11 protein-coding genes are annotated in these 15946 nt (G+C 66.7%); 4 read left to right on the top strand and 7 right to left on the bottom strand.

Annotation, left to right across the window (positions count from 1 at the left end):
- From ACTIE5_RS07055 to fabI, 3 genes are read left to right on the top strand one after another with little or no spacing between them, the layout of a single operon-like run.
- Positions 1-1404: a bifunctional enoyl-CoA hydratase/phosphate acetyltransferase gene (locus ACTIE5_RS07055; RefSeq protein ID WP_439548990.1), complete on the top strand. Its 1404-nt coding sequence runs from the start codon at positions 1-3 to the stop codon at positions 1402-1404.
- Entirely contained in the window at positions 1401-2513 is a 1113-nt protein-coding gene (locus ACTIE5_RS07050) for an acetate/propionate family kinase (RefSeq protein ID WP_439548989.1), read from the top strand. The genes ACTIE5_RS07055 and ACTIE5_RS07050 overlap by 4 nt, the downstream gene beginning before the upstream one ends.
- Positions 2510-3283, top strand: a complete 774-nt coding sequence (gene fabI / locus ACTIE5_RS07045) for an enoyl-ACP reductase FabI (protein WP_439548988.1) — start codon at positions 2510-2512, stop codon at positions 3281-3283. Before ACTIE5_RS07050 ends, fabI begins: the two co-directional genes overlap by 4 nt.
- Positions 3284-3348: 65 nt before the next feature.
- On the opposite strand, the gene ACTIE5_RS07040 is transcribed toward fabI, so the two are convergent.
- The 4 genes from ACTIE5_RS07040 to ACTIE5_RS07025 are packed head-to-tail and all read right to left on the bottom strand — an operon-like array spanning position 3349 to position 10983.
- Positions 3349-4443: an Acg family FMN-binding oxidoreductase gene (locus ACTIE5_RS07040; RefSeq protein WP_439548987.1), complete on the bottom strand. Its 1095-nt coding sequence runs from the start codon at positions 4441-4443 to the stop codon at positions 3349-3351.
- Complete coding sequence (gene nifJ, locus ACTIE5_RS07035; RefSeq protein ID WP_439549094.1) at positions 4443-8021, bottom strand: pyruvate:ferredoxin (flavodoxin) oxidoreductase; 3579 nt, start codon at positions 8019-8021, stop codon at positions 4443-4445. Before nifJ ends, ACTIE5_RS07040 begins: the two co-directional genes overlap by 1 nt.
- Positions 8022-8074: 53 nt before the next feature.
- Complete coding sequence (locus ACTIE5_RS07030) at positions 8075-9706, bottom strand: NAD(P)-binding protein (RefSeq protein ID WP_439548986.1); 1632 nt, start codon at positions 9704-9706, stop codon at positions 8075-8077.
- Positions 9703-10983 carry an MFS transporter gene (locus ACTIE5_RS07025; protein ID WP_439548985.1) on the bottom strand — a complete coding sequence of 427 codons (1281 nt, stop codon included), beginning with the start codon at positions 10981-10983 and terminating at the stop codon, positions 9703-9705. The genes ACTIE5_RS07030 and ACTIE5_RS07025 overlap by 4 nt, the downstream gene beginning before the upstream one ends.
- 188 nt (positions 10984-11171) lie before the next feature.
- Between ACTIE5_RS07025 and ACTIE5_RS07020 the strand changes: the two genes are divergently transcribed.
- Positions 11172-12167: a 2-hydroxyacid dehydrogenase gene (locus tag ACTIE5_RS07020; protein WP_439548984.1), complete on the top strand. Its 996-nt coding sequence runs from the start codon at positions 11172-11174 to the stop codon at positions 12165-12167.
- 356 nt (positions 12168-12523) lie between these two features.
- On the opposite strand, the gene ACTIE5_RS07015 is transcribed toward ACTIE5_RS07020, so the two are convergent.
- The 3 genes from ACTIE5_RS07015 to ACTIE5_RS07005 form a co-directional block, all read right to left on the bottom strand.
- The gene (locus tag ACTIE5_RS07015; protein WP_439548983.1) at positions 12524-14116 is read right to left on the bottom strand and encodes an oleate hydratase; all 1593 of its coding nucleotides are present in this window, start codon (positions 14114-14116) and stop codon (positions 12524-12526) included.
- A 60-nt stretch (positions 14117-14176) separates the two neighbouring features.
- Positions 14177-14830 carry a BON domain-containing protein gene (locus tag ACTIE5_RS07010; protein WP_439548982.1) on the bottom strand — a complete coding sequence of 218 codons (654 nt, stop codon included), beginning with the start codon at positions 14828-14830 and terminating at the stop codon, positions 14177-14179.
- Positions 14831-15021: 191 nt separating this feature from the next.
- Positions 15022-15897, bottom strand: a complete 876-nt coding sequence (locus ACTIE5_RS07005) for a PRC-barrel domain-containing protein (protein ID WP_439548981.1) — start codon at positions 15895-15897, stop codon at positions 15022-15024.
- Positions 15898-15946: the final 49 nt, after the last annotated feature.

The raw sequence follows: 15946 nt of genomic DNA, 5'->3' as shown, positions 1-15946 counted from the left end.
ATGCCCGATTCAATGCTCGATGGCTTCATCGAAAACCGCACCTTCGATGAGCTGTCGGTCGGCGATACCGCCAGCCTCTCCCATCGTGTGACGCAGAGGGACATCGACCTGTTCGCGACCGTGACGGGCGACGTGAATCCGGCGCATGTCGACCTGGTCTACGCAGCGGAGGACATGTTCCATCACGTCATCATTCACGGGATGTGGGGTGCGGGGCTGATCTCGGCCGTCCTCGGCACAAAGCTTCCCGGACCGGGCACAATCTATCTCGGCCAAGCGTTGCGCTTCCGCCACCCGGTCGCGATCGGTGACACCATCACAGCCACGCTCACGCTACGGGAGAAGCGGACGGAAAAGGGCGATGTGATGCTGGATTGCGTCTGCACCAATCAGGCCGGCCAGGTCGTGATCAGCGGCACGGCCGAGGCCCGTGCGCCGCGGGACAAGATTCGCCGTCCGCGCATCGCGTTGCCAGAAATCCGCGTGGGACGCCATGAGGGGATGCGGGCACTGCTGGATCGCGCGGGCGGCGGGAAGCCGGTCACGACCGGCATCGTGCATCCCGTGGATGCGGCCGCACTCTCGGCTGCGTTGGCCGCCACACAGGCTGGCCTGATCGTTCCGGTGCTGATCGGCCCGGCGGTAACACTCGCGGCCGTGGCGCGCGAGCTTTCCGCCGATATATCGTCCTTCCGGATGGTCGATACCGTCGACGCGGTCGCCTCCGCCGCCGCCGGCGTCTCGCTGGCCCGGGCCGCTGAGGTGGCCGTCCTGATGAAGGGCGACCTCCACACCGACGTCCTGATGCATGCTGTGGTCGCGACGAACGGCGGCCTGCGCACCACAAGGCAGATCAGTCATGCCTATCTGATTGACGTGCCCGACTTCCCACGCCCCCTGCTGCTGACCGATGCCGCCATCAACATCGCCCCAGGCCTGATCGAGAAGGCCGACATCGTCCAGAACGCGATTGACCTGGCGCATGTGCTGGGAATTGCGAAGCCCCGCGTTGCCATCCTGGCGGCCGTGGAAACGGTCAACCCCCGCATGCAGGCGACCCTCGACGCCGCCGCACTCTGCAAGATGGCGGAGCGCGGCCAGATTACCGGCGGGCTGCTGGATGGGCCACTGGCCTTCGACAACGCCATCAGCGCCGCAGCGGCACTGGAGAAGCACATTGCGTCCCCCGTGGCGGGCCAGGCCGATATCCTGGTGGTGCCAGACCTTGAAGCCGGCAATATGCTGGTCAAGCAGCTGACCTTCCTCTCGGGCGCGGTCGCCGCGGGAGTCGTGCTTGGCGCACGCGTACCCGTCGTGCTGACCAGCCGCGCCGATAGCCCGGCGACGCGCCTGGCCTCCTGCGCGCTTGCCGTCCTGATATCGCGCGCGACCCAGCCGGCATGACGGGTGCCGTCCTGACCCTGAATGCCAGGTCGTCGAGCCTAAAGTTCGGCGTGTTCGGCGATGCCACTAGCGAACCCGCGCTGCTACGCGGCGACCTTGAGGTTGGCGATGGGCCATCCGATTTCGCGCACGCACTCGCGGCTCTATTGCAGGATCTGAAAACGCGCCTCCCCGGCCTCGATATCGCCGCCGTCGGTCACCGCGTTGTGCATGGAGGTGCCGGCCACATCGCGCCCGAGGCCATCACGCCAAGCGTGCTGGCCGAGCTGCACGCCCTGACTCCGCTGGACCCGCTGCACATGCCGCGAAACCTGGCGCCGATCGACGAACTTGCCAAGTCGCGCCCACAACTGCTGCAGGTGGCCTGCTTCGACACAGCCTTCCACCACACCATGCCACCAGTGGCTCAGCGCTTCGGACTGCCCCGCGCGATGAGCGATTTGGGTCTACGCCGGTACGGCTTCCACGGGCTTTCCTACGAATACATCGCGGGTCGGCTAGCCCAACTGGCGCCAAGCCTCAGGCGCGTCGTCGTTGCGCACCTCGGCGCCGGCGCCAGCCTGTGCGCCCTGCTGGATGGGCGCAGCATTGCGACCACCACGGGGTTCAGCACGCTCGATGGCCTGCTGATGGCTACGCGCTGCGGCAGCCTGGACCCGGGCGTGATCCTTCACCTCGGACGACAGGGGCACGGCTTCGCGGAGATCGAAGATCTGCTCTACCGTCAGTCCGGTATGCTCGGCGTCTCCGGCATCAGCGGCGACACCCGCGTGCTGCTCGCCAGCGAGGCGGCCGGCGCGCACGACGCCATCGACCTCTTTACCTATCGGGTTGCGCTGGAGACCGGCGCCATGGCGGCGGCGCTGGGAGGCCTGGACGGCCTGGTGTTCAGCGCAGGAATCGGTGAACACGCCGCCTCGATCCGTGCCGCCATCTGTACGCGCCTCGCCTGGCTGGGCCTGGATCTGGATCCGGCGGCCAATGCTGCCGGCGCAGCCTGCATCAGCGGGGTGGGGAGCCCTGTTGGCATCCACGTCATCCCCACCGACGAGGAAGCGATGATTGCGCGCCACACCCGGGCGATCCTGACTGGAAGAATTGCCGCATGACACTCAGCACGAGCCTTCGGGGAAAGCGTGGCCTTGTCGTCGGGATCGCCAATGACGCGAGTATCGCCGCAGGCTGTGCAAACGCTTTCGCCGCAGCGGGCGCCGAACTCGCAGCCACCTATGTGAACAACAAGGCGCTCACCCATGTCCAGGCCGTGACAGAGAAGCTGGGGTGCAAGATCCTGATGCCTTGCGACGTGCGCGTGGCCGGGCAGCTGGAAGCCGTCTTCGCCAGGCTCGCCACGGAATGGGGCCGACTGGACTTCCTGCTCCATGCGATCGCCTTTGCGCCGCGCGACGACCTGCATGGCCGAGTGGTGGATTGCAGCCCTGCCGGCTTCGCGCTGGCGATGGACGTTTCGGTGCACTCCTTCCTCCGCATGGCGCATCTTGCGGAGCCGCTGATGCCCGGCGGCGGCTGCCTCCTCACCGTGACGTTCTATGGCTCCGAGCGTGTCGTCGAACATTACAACCTGATGGGGCCGGTCAAGGCCGCCCTGGAAAGCGCCGTCCGCTACACCTCGGCTGAGCTGGGCTCAAAGAGGGTCCGCGCCAATGCGATTTCACCAGGCCCGATCAGCACACGCGCCGCCAGCGGCATCGACCGCTTCGACGAACTCCTGGCGACCGCCGCGGCAGAGGCGCCTGAGCACCAGTTGGTGGATATCGACGATGTCGGCGCGCTGGCGGCCTTCCTGGTCAGTGACGCCGCGCGCCGCATCAGCGGCAACATCATCCCGGTGGATGCCGGTAGGCATGTGATGGCATGACGGCCGCGGCGGCGCAGCATCGGCCGTGTTGAGCCTCGACCGCACGCCGGCCGATGGTGGCTGCGCTAGGCCACCACGACGCTCTGCACCGGCCGGCGCATGGCGTAGGGCAGCGTCGGCCCATTGCCGAAGCGCATGACAATATCCGGCCGGCGTCCGCGAAGGCCGACAATCTCGGCCAGTGCCGGGCGCAGCGCCGCCACCTCCACGGGCTGGTTGATGTGGGCATGCTTCAGGCCGAGCGCCGTAGCCTGCAGGGCGAAGCGCTGGCAGGCGCGGCCCACGCGAACCCAGTGCTCATGGTCCTCTTGCTGGGCAAGGAACACAGCGATGCCGGCCGAGGACCGGATGTGGCGCGCATACGCGTCGTTCTCCGAGGTCGCGCTGGCGAAGCCGCGGAACAGCAACGGCCCGAGCCATGACGGCACCGGGGACCGGCCACTCGCGCCACTGAACAGGCCGTCCGCCTGCACCAACGCAGCACGCGGGTTGAAGCGGAGCCAGCTCGTCAACTCCCGCATGAAGGCTGGATCGGCCATCTGCGCGCTGTTGCCAGCGACGACCAAGTCGCGAACCCGATCGATCCGCGGCCGGTCGGTGAGCAGAACCAGCCGCACGCCTGGAACCGCGGCGGCGCTGGTCAAGGTCGCAAGCATCGCGACACTCACCGGCCTGCCATCGTACTCGGTCCGGGTCGACTGGCGCTGGGCGATGGCGGCGAATAGCGCTGGCGTGGCGGGCGGCGCATCGCCTGCGCGGAACGTCACAACGCCACCTGCCGCCGGATCGAAACCGATCCGGCCCGGCCGGCTCGTGGCGCCCGACGCCTGGGCGAAATTCTCCGCGGCACAGCCCAGGCTGATGAACAGGTGGTGGTCGTCCGGATCCACCACCGGCGTCCGGCGCGTGAGGTCGGGCAGGATGTCGACACCATCCTCGCGCGGGCGGAACTGCCAGGGCTGCGCATTGTGCCCGTTGGCGGCGAGCGTCGCGTGGCGGATGAGGTCGAGCATTGCGGGCGGCACCGGCACCGCTCGGCGCTGGGCCGCTGCTTCAGCCACGTATTCCGCCATGCCGCCAACCGCCCGTGCCGTGAGCATGGCCCCGGCCGCCAGGGCGGCGACACCAGCGGTGCCGGCCAGAATCAAGCGACGCTTCATCACAAGGCGACCGGCGCCCGTGCCGGCACGGACGGGGCATTGGCCTGGAAGCGGCTGCCATCGCGCGTCGCCAGTGTCTCGTATTGCGCGTATTTCTCCATCACCGCTGCGCTGGCCTGGGCGAGCAGCGCCGCCGCTTCCTCCGGCCGCGTGGTTGCCAGGCTGCGGTAGCGCAACTCGTTGTAGGCGTAATCCTTCAACGGGATGCTGGGGCGCGGACTGTCGAGCCGGAATGGGGCTTCACCGGCCTGGCGCATCGCCGGGTTGAAGCGGAACAGCGGCCAATAGCCCGAGGCCGTGGCCAGATCCTGCTGCTTCATGCCGTAGCGCAGGTCATAGCCATGCGCGATGCAGTGGCTGTAGGCCAGGATGAGCGAAGGCCCGGGCCATGCCTCCGCCTCGCGCATCGCCAGCAGAGTATGTTGCGGGTTCGTCCCCATCGCCACCTGCGCGACATAAACATTGCCATAGGCGATGGCCTGCAACGCAAGGTCCTTGCGCGCCGTGCGTTTTCCGGCGGCGGCGAATTTGGCGACGGCGCCGAGCGGCGTCGCCTTGGAGGCTTGGCCGCCGGTGTTGGAGTATACCTCCGTATCGAGTACGAGCACGTTCACGTCGCGCCCGCTGGCCAGCACGTGGTCCAACCCACCGAAGCCGATATCATAGGCCCAGCCATCGCCGCCGACGAGCCAGATGCTGCGCCGTACCATGTGGTCGAGCACCGAGAGCAGGTCGCGTGCGCCCGGCGCATCGCCCAGCGCCGTAACCCGCGCCCGAAGCGCGGCCACGCGCTGGCGCTGCGCGACGATCTCCGATTCACGTAGCTGGGGCGCGGCGATCGCGGCCTCGACCAGATCTCTCCCGATCGCGGGCGCCAAGTCGCGCAGCAGCCGCACCGCAAGCGCCAGATGCATGTCGGCGGCAAGCCGGAAGCCCAGGCCGAATTCGGCATTATCCTCGAACAGCGAATTGGACCAAGCGGGACCGCGCCCGGCCTTGTCGGTCGCCCACGGCGTCACCGGCAGGCTGCCGCCATAGATGGAGGAGCAGCCGGTGGCGTTGGCGATCTGCGCGCGATCGCCGAACAGCTGCGACAGCAGGCGCAGATAGGGCGTCTCGCCGCAGCCGCCGCAGGCGCCGGAGAATTCGAATAGAGGCTCGAGGAACTGCACGCCGCGCACATCGGCGAAGTCGACCAGTGCGCGGTCATTCACCGGCAGCGTTTCGAAGAAGGCGATGTTGGTCCGCTCGGAGACCAGCACCGGTGCTTTAGGTGCCATGTTGATGGCGCGATGTTTCGGATCATCCACCGAATGCGCCGGGCACACTTCGACGCAGAGCCCGCAGCCGGTGCAATCCTCGACGTAGAATTGAAGGGAGAAGCGCGTGTCAGGATAGCCTCGCGCATTCACCGACGCCGTCTTGAACGTTTCGGGAGCGCCCGTCAGCCGGGCCGCGTCGAGAAAGCGGGCGCGGATCACCGAATGCGGGCAGGCGATCGAGCATTGTCCGCACTGGATGCACAGATCGGTCTCCCAGATCGGCACATCCTCGGCGATGTTGCGCTTCTCCCAGGCGGCGGTGCCGAGCGGGAAGGTGCCGTCCACCGGCATGGCGCTTACCGGCAGCGCATCGCCATGCCCGGCCATGATCGCGGCGGTGACGCGCTTGACAAAGGCCGGCGCGGTGGCGGGCACGACAGGTGGGCGTTCCAGCGTGCTGGTAGCGAGGCTGGGTATGGTCACCTCATGCAGATTGATCAGCGCGTCATCCACGGCCGCGTTGTTCTGTGCCACCACGCTCGCACCCTTATCGGCGTAGCTGTGGGTGATCATGGCCTTGATGCGACGAATCGCCTCGTCGCGCGGCAGCACGCCGGAGAGTGCGAAGAAGCAGGTCTGCAGCACGGTGTTGATACGGCCGCCCAGGCCGGCATCGCGCGCCACCTTCGAGGCGTCGATGACGAAGAGCCGCAACTTCTTCTCAATGATCTCCTGCTGCACCGAGCGTTGCAGATGCCCCCAGGCGTCGCCTGCCGTATAGGGACAATTGAGCAGGAAGGTGGCTCCTGGCGCGGCCAGGCTCAAGACATCGACGCGTTCGAGGAACTCGAACTGATGGCAGGCGACGAAGCTCGCCTGCGCGACCAGGTAGGGGGCCTCGATTGGCCGAGGTCCGAAGCGCAGATGCGACACGGTCTGCGCGCCGGATTTATGCGAATCATAGACGAAGTAGCCTTGCGCATAGCGACCTGGATCCTCCGCAAGGATCTTAACGCTGCCCTTGTTCGCGCCCACCGTGCCGTCGGCGCCCAAGCCGTAGAACACCGCGCGCACCACCTCGGACGGCTCGATGCTAAAATGCGGGTCGAACGCCAGGCTCGTGTGCGACACGTCGTCATCAATGCCAATCGTGAAACCGTTGCGCGGCGCGGGCCTGGCCAGTTCATCGAACACCGCCTTCGCCATGCCCGGCGTGAAATCCTTCGACGACAGGCCATAGCGTCCGCCGACTACGCGCGGCATCACGGCCCGTTCGCCAGCGGCGACGGCTTGGACGAGCGTGGTGATCACGTCGAGGTAGAGCGGTTCGCCGGTGGCGCCTGGTTCCTTCACACGGTCAAGCACGGCGACCGCTCGTGCCGTCGCGGGAAGTGCGGCCAGGAAGTGCGCGGCCGAGAACGGGCGATAGAGCCGCACCTGCAACACGCCGAGCTTCGCGTCGGCCGCGAGTGCCGCAGCGGTGCCACGCGCGGTTTCCGCCGCAGAGCCGATCAGCACCACCACGCGCTCGGCATCGGGCGCGCCGGCGTATTCGAACAGCCGGTACTGACGGCCGGTGAGGGCTGCGAATCGCGCCATGGCGCGTTCCACGATGGCCGGCGTGGCAGCGTAGAACGGATTAGCCGCCTCGCGCGACTGGAAGAAGGTGTCGGGGTTCTGCGCCGTACCGCGCATCACCGGATGTTCCGGCGAGAGTGCGCGCGCGCGATGCGCCCAGACCAGCTCCTCGCGGATCATCGAGCTGATATCGGCATCGTCCAGCAGGATCAGCGTATTCAATTCATGCGAGGTGCGGAAGCCGTCGAAGAAGTGCATGAAGGGTACGCGGCTCTCGAGCGTCGCGGCCTGGGCGATCAGCGCCATGTCATGCGCCTCCTGCACAGAGCCGGAGGAAAGCAGCGCGAAGCCCGTCGAGCGGATCGCCGTCACATCGGAATGGTCGCCGAAGATCGACAGTGCCTGGGTCGCCACCGAGCGTGCGGCCACGTGGAATACCGTTGCCGTCAGTTCGCCCGCGATCTTGAACATGTTGGGCAGCATCAGAAGCAAGCCCTGGGAGGAGGTAAAGGTGGTTGTGAGGGCGCCGGATTGCAGCGCTCCATGCACGGCGCCGGCCGCACCGCCTTCACTTTGCATCTCCTGCACCACAGGGATGCCGCCCCAGATGTTGGTAAGCCCGTCGGCAGCCCATTCATCGGCCAGTTCGGCCATCGTCGAGGAGGGCGTGATCGGATAGATCGCGCAGACCTCGTTGACCCGATAGGCGACATGCGCGCAGGCGGTGTTGCCATCCATGGTCGCCCGGACATGGGCGGCGGCTTCGGGGTGGTCGATGGGGGTCAGGGCGTTCAAGCGGCAGCCTCCTGGACCATGTCGATGGCGTGGCAGGGACATTGTTCGAAGCAGATGCCGCAGCCGGTGCAGCGGTCGAGATCGACATCGTATCCGGCATCAAGCTTCAGGATCGCCTGTTCGGGGCAGGACGCGAAGCACTGGTCGCATTCGTAGCAATTGCCGCAGGAGAGGCAGCGCTTCGCCTCGTGGCGCGCCACTGGCTCGGTGATTCCCGCGGTGGTCTCCACGAAGCCCGCGCCCATCCGCTCGGCCACCGGCAGTTCGTGCTGCCGCGCCAGGGGTGCTTCGGCGTAGATCGGAAGGTGCAGCATGTCGAAGCTTACGCCCTGCCGAATTGGCGGAGCGGTCAGGGTCGTGCCGCACAACCAGGCGTCGATGTGACGTGCCGCCAGCTTTCCGCCACCCACGGCCGCGGTCACACTGCGGTCCCGCGACACCATGTCACCACCGGCAAAGATGCCCGCATGGCCGGTCATCATCCCACCATCCACCCGCACATTACCGTCGTCGCCGACGACCAGGCCGGGAATGCCGCTCAGGAAGCCACTATCCGCCTTCTGGCCGAGCGCCAGCACGACGCAGTCCGCGGCCAGCGTCTCGAACTCACCTGTCGGCTGCGCACGGCCCTCGGCATCGAGCGCCATACGCTCCACGGTGATCGCGCCCGCGTCGATGTCATGGATGCTGCTGAGCCACTGGATGCGGATGCCCTCATCCAGCGCTTCCTGCGCCTCGAAGGCATGCGCTTCCATATGCGCGCGGTCGCTGATGAAGACGACCATCGCGTCCTCTGCTCCCAGCCGCTTGGCGGTGCGTGCCGCATCCATCGCCGTATTGCCGGCGCCATAGACCACGACGCGTCGCCCCAGCTTCGGCGCGTTGCCGGAGGCGGCATCGTGCAGCAGGTTGATGGCCGTAAAGACCTTCGCGGCGTCGCGCGCGGGAATGTCGATGCGCTTGCCGATCTGCGTGCCGATGGCGATGAACACCGCGTCGAAGCGGCCCTCCGCCTGTTCGGCCAGCACGTCGGTCACCTTGTGGTTGAGCGTGAGGGTGACGCCCGTCGCCTCGATGCGGCGGACCTCCTTCATCAGCTCCTCGCGCGGCAGGCGATAGGCGGGGATGCCGAAATGCAGCATACCGCCCGGCAGCGGCCCGGCGTCGCGAATTTCCACCGCGTGCCCGGCGCGCGCGAGGTGATAGGCGGCCGCCATGCCGGAAGGCCCCGCGCCGATCACCAGCACGCGCTTGCCGCTCGGCGCCGTCGTCACGCGTGGTACCCAACCCTGCGCCGAGGCCATGTCACCGAGGAAGCGCTCGACCGCATGGATGCTCACTGCGCTGTCAAGCTGCGCACGGTTGCAGCCGGTTTCGCACGGGTGATAGCAGACCCGGCCATGCACCGCCGGGAAGGGGTTGTCCCGCAGGATCACCTCCCACGCCTTGCGGTAGCGGCCGGCCTGGGCCAAGTCGAGCCAGGCCTGGATGTCCTCGCCAGCCGGGCAGGCGACATTGCAGGGCGGCAGCAGCGCCACCCAATCGGGATGCATTGTCCGCGCCGGTCCCGTGCCCTTCTGGCGCAGAAGGTCGATAGCCTGGGTGAAGTCGGCCTGAAGGGCGGTCATGCCCGGCTCTCCTGCGCCTTGGCGCCCGTCTCACGCAGCATGATGGTAAGCACCAGCGCGAGCAGGATCGCGCCGAGCCAGACATAATTGGCGTGGGCGAAGGTGTCGGCGGATAGCGGCGCGCCGTTAGCGAGCCGCATCAGCACATAGCCGAAGACCGGGGCCAGCAGCGCGCTGCAGCTGAACACCAGGAAGTTCATCGCGCCCGTGGCGCTGCCCTTTACATTGTCCGGGTTCGCTTCCTTGATCATCGCGTAGGGGATCATCGCCGCACCGGAGCCGATGCCGAAGACGAGACCACCGAGATAGGTCGGGATGACGCTGCCGAACCAGGCGACGGCGACGCCCGAGAGCAGCATCAGCGCGATGCCGCCATAGAGCGCCGGCTTGCGCTGCCCCATGCGGTCCGCGACGTAACCCAGAAGCGGCGCGCCGATCACCCAGCCCAGCGGCACCATCGAGGCGCGGGTCACCGCCTCGGCCGTCGGAACGCCGCCGCCGAGATGCAGGAAGGGTACGCCCCAAATCATGTCGCCGATCGTCGTCGGCATGAATAGCAGCCCGCCGATGACGCCACAGAGCCGGGATTGCGGGTTGCTCAGCACCACCTTGTAGGGCGCGAACATCGTCCAGATGGAACCCTTCGCAGGCTCATGCTGGCTTGGTGTCGCGATCAGCATCAGCACCGCCACGACGGCGAGTGCCGCGCCCGCGTAGAACCAGAAGGAGGTCCAGGCCATCGGGCCATGCACGAGTGGACCGACCGCGAATTGCCCGGCGAAGCCGCCCAGCATGCCCGCCAGTTGCGTGAAGCCGACCGCCGTAGCCAGCCACTTCGCCGAGAAGCCATGCACCGCGAGATAGACCGCGCCGGTGAAGGCGAAGGCGGAGCCGGCGCCCTGCATCAATCGCCCGGCATCGGCGGAGAGGATGGTGCCCATTCCGAACAGGACGCTGCCGGCCGCAGTGGCCAGCAGACCAATGAAGATCGGCAGCTTGGCTCCGAAGCGATCGAGCGAAGCGCCCGAGATCAGGGCGAAGCCGGCATAGGTGTAATAGTACATCCCCAGCAGGGCGCTGACGCCCAGAGTCGTAAGGCCGAAAGCCGCGGTCAGTTCCGGGATCATCACGCCGGGGGCGGACCGGATGGCGTATTGCAGGAAGTAGAAACACAGGCAGAGCGCCCAGGCGACGATGTACTTCGTCCTGACCGATACCGCCTCGGCACGCAACGGCGGCGCCAGCAATGGTGTGGCGATCGCGATCGTCTCGGCCATGGCGGTCTGCTCCTGCGTGACGGTCCGACGCTAGGGGCTGGGGGGCGCTGCTGGGCAGGCTCGGAAACTACCGAGGTCGCGCAGCGCGCCGACCCCGACGTAGCCGATCTGCGTAGTTTCCGATGCTCTCGTAGGACAACGCAGCGCGCCTACACAGGTCGACGGGGCAGGCGCAGGAGGGGATCCAGATGGATATCGCGGTCTTCAGCACGAAAGCATTCGATCGTCAGTTCCTGACGGCGGCGGCCGCGGGTCAGCATGAGCTTCGCTTCTTGGAACCTCGCCTGACCAGGGACACCGCGGTCCTCGCGCGCGGGGCGGGCGCGGTATGCGCCTTCGTGAACGATCAGCTGGACGCGGATGTGCTGGCTGAATTCAAGTCACTCGGCATCCACCTCGTTGCGCTGCGGTCCGCCGGGTACAACAACGTGGATCTCGGCGCAGCGCGGTGCCACGGCATGACGATCGCCTATGTTCCTTCCTACTCCCCCGATGCAGTGGCCGAGCATGCGCTGGCCATGATGATGGCGCTCAACCGCAACACCCATCGCGCCTGGCTGCGCATACGGGAGGGCAATTTCGAGTTGGAGGGGCTGCTCGGCTTCAACATGCGCGGGCGCTGCGTGGGTGTCATCGGCACCGGCCGCATCGGTGCGGCGATGGCCAGGATCCTGCGTGGCATGGGATGCCTGGTCATCGCGCATGACCCAATCCCCGACCCGACGCTGGGCGTGCGCTATCTACCGCTGGAGGAGCTGCTGGCGGCCGCCGATATCCTCACGCTGCATTGCCCGCTGACACCGGAAACCCGGCATCTGATCAATCCCGCCGCCATCGCACGCATGAAGCCGGGCGTGATGCTGATCAACACCAGCCGTGGTGCGATCGTGGATACTCCGGCCGTCATCGCCGGATTGAAAAGCGGCGCCATCGGCCATCTCGGCCTTGATGTCTACGAGGAGGAGGCAGGCCTATTCTTCGAGGACATGTCCGACCGAATGATTACCGACGACGTGTTTGCCCGCCTGCTCACCTTCCCCAATGTGCTGGTCACCGGCCACCAGGGGTTCTTTACGAGAGAGGCATTGACCGCGATTGCCGAGACCACGATCGGCAATGTCGGAGCCTTCGCCACGACCGGGCGCGCATTGCACGAAGTCCCCGGTAGTGTGGGGAAGGCATAGGGGCTGCAACCCGCTCGCCTTCCGGGCAACGTATTGCGGGCTTGCACTGCGAAGAGGCCCAGCCCGCCAAAGGTGGTCATGGCTGCGGCATAGGTGCCGTCCACCGTCACCGCCCCTGGCTGTAGAGCGGGCTGTCGCGCAGCTTCTGCCGGGTGCAATCGACCTGGATCAGGTTGCTGCGCCAGGCGACCTTGCGGATCATTCCCGGCAGCCGCACCACCTATCCGCCCGGGATCCAGTTGTGAGTGCCCCCCGGCACGAAGCAGGTCCGCCAGACACTGTCGCCGGGAGGAACGGCTGCACGTCGCCGATATCGCCATCGGTCGCCGCGGCGTGGGCGACACGCTGGTCCGCTCTCACGCCGGCAAATCGTGCAGCGCCATGAGGGCGCGGTAGAGCACACGCGGATCGAACACGCCGCGGTAGACATCCGGCGGGGACCGCTTGAGCCCCAGCAGACCGTAGACCGCGATCTGCGCCGAGCGGATGGAGTATTCAACCGTGAAGACCACATCCTCCGGCAGCTCGCAGAACTGGCCGATGAGGGCGAGGTTCGCCCAACCTGCGGGCAGTACTGCCGGCCTGTCACCCGCGCCGCGGCAGAGGAACTGGCTTGTGATGAAGGGCATCATGCAGGGCACGCAGATGCTGCTCTTCAGGATGGTCTCCGCCTCGGTGGTGATGCCGAGCTGGCCGAGGACCTCTTTCAATATCTCCCGCCCTGTGCAGACGGACATCGGCTTGGTGACGAAGTCGCCCGGCGCGTCCACGCGCAGGCCATAACCCCACACCACGCCCACATCCTCCGGCTGCCCGATGAAATGCGGCTGGTGCGGAATGACGATGGAACAGAGCCAGCCCGATTTCGGAAAGGTCACCAGGCCGCCCTCACCGGGGATATTGCCCGTTGCCTCGCGCACCAGCCGCAGCAATGCGGGGTCGTGCAGGGTGATGGTGAACGAGACCCATTTCGACTGCTCGACATGGCTGTCGAAGACGGCGGGGTCGCCGAGTTCGGGGCGGCCCTCGGCAAGCCGTTCCCACAGCCGCCAAGCCTGACCCTGTGGCTTACCCAGCATCGCGGGCGCCGCGTCCATCGTGCCGAGGCTGGCCGCATCGGTCATCGAACCCAGGGTGACGATGGCACGGTCGGCCGCCGCAAGTGGGATCTGCTCGACCTTCCCCCCACTCTCAACTTCGATGCTGGTGACATGGTGCCGACTTGCGTGAAAGCCGCTGGCGAGGTCGGTCACGCGGGTGTTCAGGCGAAACTCGACACCCCTTTCCTCCAGCCACTTCTGCAAAGGCCGCACCAGCGAATCATACTGGTTGAGGCGGGTCCGCATGATCCCCTCCAGCCGGTTGAAACCGCCGACCATGTGGGAGAAGCGCACGAGGTATCGCTTGAACTCCACCGCGCTGTGCCAGGGTTGGAAGGCGAAGGTGGTGCACCACATCAGCCAGAAGTTAGTGCGGAAGAACGCGGCATCGAACTGATCCTCGATGCTGGTCCGACCCAGCATCGCTTCGGGCTCGATCGCCAGGCGCTCTATGGCCAGGATGTGCCGCTCGCTCAGCCCGAATTCGGGGGCCAGTTGGCGCTGACCATCGGCGAAGAGGCGTGACTTCGACGAGGTCTGCAGCGTCTCGTTCCATCCAAGAATCTCCTGCGTCACACTCTGGCCGCCATCCAGCGTCGGGATCGAGGCGAAGAGGCCGTAGGTGCAGAGATACTTGCTCTCCAGCATGCGCCCGCCACGCAGCACATAGCCGGCCTCGGGCGTGCCTGCGCCGTCCAGGCTGCCGCCGAGCATGTCGCCCGCTTCGATGATGGTGATATCCTGTCCGCGCACATCGCCGTCACGGATCAGGAAGGCGGCGGCTGCCAGCGAAGCGACACCGCCGCCAACGAGGTAGGAGCGTGAGGTCGCGGTCTGCGAGTCAGGCATGGCGATCGTCCTTGTTGCAGGGGGACCGCCGGCACGGTCAAGCTGCCGGCGGCGGCGCAGCTACGCGACGGTGATGAGGTTCTCGACCGTGGTCGTGCCTGGGGCGGCCCAGGCAGTGTTCGCGGCCACCTGGCGGTTGTGCCAGCTGTCCACATTGCCGGAGAGTTTCACCGCGCCGCCATTCGCTGCCACCGTGACGTGCGCGTCATCGTCCCAGAACCAGTTGCCGTGCAGCGCGGCCCTGATGTCGGCGCCCAGCGATACGACATTGACCTGAGGCTTGACCGTTATCTGGTTCGAAACCCCGACGACGCCCTGCATGTGCCGGACTTCGGCGACCGCAGCCTCCCGCTGATAGCGCCAGTCGACCTGTCCGCGGAGTGTGAGCCAGCCCTTCTCAACCGTGACCTTGACGGCGTCGCGCGGCACCATGCTGCTCCAGCCGAGGCGTTGCACCGCGGCTCGGGCCATGTCGTCGTCGCCGCGCGAGACGTTGAGGGGGAGCATGACCTCGATCTCTTCGGCGATACCTTTCACGCCCTTCACACGTCCCGCCGCCGTCTCGGCCGCGTGCTTCTCCGCATAGGTGGCGACATGTCCGGAAAGCGTCGCAACGCCATCCTTGGCGGTGACGCCGATATGAGCGGCAGTCACGCTCGGCTCCCAGCGAAGCTCGGCGAGAACGTCTTGCTTCAGCTGATTGTCGGTTTGCATGGGTCAGTCCCTTTCGATGGAGGCGAAGTTCCCGGTGTCGCGGTCGGGCAAGTCTGCTGGCGCGGTTGCGCTTTGCGTCGCTGACGCGACGTCACGCGTCCAACTGCGGGCCTCGGCAGGGTCGGGGAACACGCAGGTGGGACGAACGGTTCGCCCGTTTCGCTTTCCGCGCGGTCGTCGCTTTCCCCGCATCATCGGCTGGGCGGTTCTGCCATCGGATGTGCCCGCCAATATGCGTCAACGGCCTGGCTGGTCTGGGTGAACTGCCCCGGCGCCCCGAACTGGCTGCGGCCGACCTTGGGAGCGGCATCCATCGTGGCCTTGCTGGAATCCAGCACGAGCAAGCTCAAATCCTGTGTTACCCTAAAGCGCGCCCACGGGACCGGAACGAAACTCTCGCCGATGCCGAAGATGCCGCCGCGCGAGATGACGATGTAGGCAATCCGACCCGTGGCGGGATCTATGATGAGGTCATGGGCACTTCCCAATTCTCCGTTCGTCGCGTCACGCACGTCGGCGTCGAGCAGTTGGTCTGATCGATAGGACCTGGCAGTTGACGCAATCGGCATGGCGCTGGTGATCTGGCGCTGCTGCCAACCAGGGCTGTCTGCCCTGGCGAAACCCTCTTCATGCAGCCGCGTGGCATATTGCGCGTAAAGCCCGCGCGCCGAGGCCAACGTCGCCGCGCAGGGTTGCTGCTGGCCAAGCTGTCCCTGCACACTCGCCGCGGCTACGAGCAGCCGGATTTCATACGCAGCCCGTGCAGTCCCATAGGCGGAGGTTTCGGCTCCGCCTTCGCGAACGGGCCGAACGGGCATGACCTCCCCGGAGTAGCCAAGGCCCGAGAGCGGGTAGCCGTATCCAAGGCCGGGCCCGCCCACCCAGTAACCCTCGGTGCGAAGCTGCGTGCCGAAAGCTCGAAGATCGTTCAGGCAGGCCGTGGCCGGGGGCGCATCCGCGGGCACCGCCAGGATCGAGGCGGCCTGCTGGTCAGCCGCGAACGTCGGGGTGCCCAGGCCGAGGAATATGCCGGCCAGGCCGGCACCAAGGATGGTCGTCTGACGCATGGTCGTGTGCTCCTCATGATCATTGTGCCGCAGACAAACGTCGCCGAGG

Source organism: Falsiroseomonas sp., assembly GCF_051859025.1.
In the GTDB taxonomy this organism is placed as follows: Bacteria; Pseudomonadota; Alphaproteobacteria; order Acetobacterales; family Acetobacteraceae; genus Falsiroseomonas.
Note: the sequence above shows the minus strand (reverse complement) of the source record. Positions and strands in the feature narration are given on the sequence as shown.

What these genes read in the sequence shown, in the direction of transcription:
- ACTIE5_RS07025 (WP_439548985.1), bottom strand. Translation starts at nt 10,983, where the DNA reads ATGGCCGAGACGATCGCGATCGCCACACCATTGCTGGCGCCGCCGTTG.
- ACTIE5_RS07055 (WP_439548990.1), top strand. Translation starts at nt 1, where the DNA reads ATGCCCGATTCAATGCTCGATGGCTTCATCGAAAACCGCACCTTCGAT.
- ACTIE5_RS07050 (WP_439548989.1), top strand. Translation starts at nt 1,401, where the DNA reads ATGACGGGTGCCGTCCTGACCCTGAATGCCAGGTCGTCGAGCCTAAAG.
- ACTIE5_RS07040 (WP_439548987.1), bottom strand. Translation starts at nt 4,443, where the DNA reads ATGAAGCGTCGCTTGATTCTGGCCGGCACCGCTGGTGTCGCCGCCCTG.
- nifJ (WP_439549094.1), bottom strand. Translation starts at nt 8,021, where the DNA reads ATGGATGGCAACACCGCCTGCGCGCATGTCGCCTATCGGGTCAACGAG.
- ACTIE5_RS07015 (WP_439548983.1), bottom strand. Translation starts at nt 14,116, where the DNA reads ATGCCTGACTCGCAGACCGCGACCTCACGCTCCTACCTCGTTGGCGGC.
- ACTIE5_RS07010 (WP_439548982.1), bottom strand. Translation starts at nt 14,830, where the DNA reads ATGCAAACCGACAATCAGCTGAAGCAAGACGTTCTCGCCGAGCTTCGC.
- ACTIE5_RS07030 (WP_439548986.1), bottom strand. Translation starts at nt 9,706, where the DNA reads ATGACCGCCCTTCAGGCCGACTTCACCCAGGCTATCGACCTTCTGCGC.
- ACTIE5_RS07020 (WP_439548984.1), top strand. Translation starts at nt 11,172, where the DNA reads ATGGATATCGCGGTCTTCAGCACGAAAGCATTCGATCGTCAGTTCCTG.
- fabI (WP_439548988.1), top strand. Translation starts at nt 2,510, where the DNA reads ATGACACTCAGCACGAGCCTTCGGGGAAAGCGTGGCCTTGTCGTCGGG.
- ACTIE5_RS07005 (WP_439548981.1), bottom strand. Translation starts at nt 15,897, where the DNA reads ATGCGTCAGACGACCATCCTTGGTGCCGGCCTGGCCGGCATATTCCTC.